The 2065-nt window shown below is 54.1% G+C and carries 2 protein-coding genes; both read right to left on the reverse strand.

Going from position 1 to position 2065, the window contains the following annotated elements:
• On the reverse strand, window positions 1-734 hold a 734-nt coding region (gene istB, locus DLM86_RS31625; RefSeq protein ID WP_110844237.1), incomplete at its 3' end, for an IS21-like element helper ATPase IstB.
• On the reverse strand, window positions 731-1954 hold the full coding sequence (istA, locus tag DLM86_RS31630) for an IS21 family transposase (RefSeq protein WP_110844239.1): 1224 nt from the start codon (window positions 1952-1954) through the stop codon (window positions 731-733). The genes istB and istA, both read right to left, overlap by 4 nt.
• Window positions 1955-2065: the final 111 nt, after the last annotated feature.

The raw sequence follows: 2065 nt of genomic DNA on the forward strand, positions 1-2065 counted from the left end.
TTTAGTTTTTCCTTGAGCCGGTAGCTGTTCCCTCGGATGTTCACGACATGGGAGTGATGCAGTAAGCGGTCGAGGACAGCTGTTGCAAGAACGGGATCGCCCATAAGTTCGCCCCACTCGCCAAAGCTCTTGTTGCTGGTCAGAATTAGGCTTCCTTTCTCGTAGCGCGCACAAACCAACTGAAAAAACAGGTTCGCAGCCAGCGAATCGAGGGGGAGGTAGCCCACCTCGTCCACGATGAGAATGCGTGGACGGAGATATACCCTCATTCGCTTGTCCAGGCGATTCTCTTCGTAAGCTTTCCGTAGGTCGCCCACGAGCTGCGCGAGCGACACGAAATACACGGGCAATCCTTGCCCAATTGCCTCCATGGCGATGGCCACGGCTAAATGCGTTTTTCCGACGCCGGGAGGACCGAGAAACAGTACGTTTTCTTGCCTCCCAACGAACGTCAGTGACGCCAGTTCACGAATCAGCCGCTCATCCAGCCCCGGTTGAAACAAGAAGTCGAACTCGTTCAGCGTCCGCCGGTAAGGCAGATGCGAAAGCTTCATCCGGACCTCCACGTTTCGCCGTTGGCGCTCCTGAATCTCGGCATCGAGCAGTTCGTTCAGGAAGGAGAGATATGTGCTTTGGCTGCGACTAGCGGCTTCCAACTTCGCATCTAAAGCGTGAGCGGCTTGCTCTAAACCGAGCTCCTCTAGACGGAGGCGGGCTTGTTCGAGCTCGATCATGCGCCCACCTCCATAAGTCGCTCATACACGTCAAGCGGGCGAACTTCCACATCTTGCGAAGGAACCTGAATGCCTTGCGGCTTGGGATAGGCGTACCCTTGAGCCGTGCTCAGGTTCGTGTATTGGTTCTCGCACATCACCAGTGTCCGTGATCGGTATTGCTTTTCGTGCCGGGCGATGAGTTGCTTTTCGTAGAAAATCTCGACGAATCCGTTCACTTCCCGCACTTTCACTTCACGCCCGCTAAACCGCCACGGAACGCCGTAACGCACGCCGTCGTAACTCACAAACCCGTCGCGGCTTGCCTTCCGTGGCTCAAACCGGTACTTGGCCAAGCGCTCTGCAGGCGGAAGCGATCCGAACATTTCTTGCTCCAAACGATCGATCGGCCGTTCTCCGGTCGTGCCGTGAATGCGGCGATTTTGCTCGTCACACCACTGCCGAGCTTGGCGGTTCAAGTCCCCGAGATCCGTGAATTGTCTTCCCGGCATAAAGTTTTGCTCGACGAATTGAACGCTCCGTTCGACCTTCCCCTTCGTCTGGGGTCGTCGTACGCGACAAACCTTGGGAACCATGCCGATGGCCGCCGCAAAGTCCTCAAACAGTGGATGCCACTTTGGTTTTCGATCATCGCCCATGCCCAGAATAACGGTCTTCATTTGGTCGGTCAGCATCGTCTTTGGAACGCCGCCGAAGTAGTCCAAAGCGTTCATCATGCAGCGCAAGAAACTGTGGATGTCGCAGCGCTTTGTAAATTCGATGTACATCGCCCGGGAATAACCCAGCACCATCGCAAAAACGGCGATCTTTCGCACTTCACCATTCAAATCGATATACTCGCAAATCTTCCAATCCACTTGGGCTTGGTGCCCGGCTTTTGTCTCATACCGTTGTACTGCCGGCGCCTGTTTCGGCGGGCGATGCGGTTTCACGTAATCCTTGATGATTGTGATGCTTCCGGTGTAGCCTCGATCCTTCAGGAGGCGCAGCAGTACTTCACAATTGAAGATTCCCTTGGCCAGATATTGATCCAGCACCGATTTGAACGGATCGAGTTTGGAGGATCGTTTCTTTCGCGAACGAGGTTCCGGGATTCCGTCAGCTCGAAGATATTTACGAATGGTATTTCGGGAATGGCCCGTTTCTCTCGTAATTTCGCGGATACTCTTGCCGCTCGCCTGCAGTTCGTGTAATCTAATCACTGTCCCACTCCTTAGCATATGTCTCCCCTCTGAAGCTACTTTGGTCGGTATTTTCAGAGAGATGTATTCTACAGGGGTGGGTCATTTTCATTCCGGCGACGATGGGTCAATTATATCCCGGCGGTGACA

This window comes from Paenibacillus flagellatus (assembly GCF_003217775.1).
GTDB classification, from domain to species: domain Bacteria; phylum Bacillota; class Bacilli; order Paenibacillales; family NBRC-103111; genus Paenibacillus_AB; species Paenibacillus_AB flagellatus.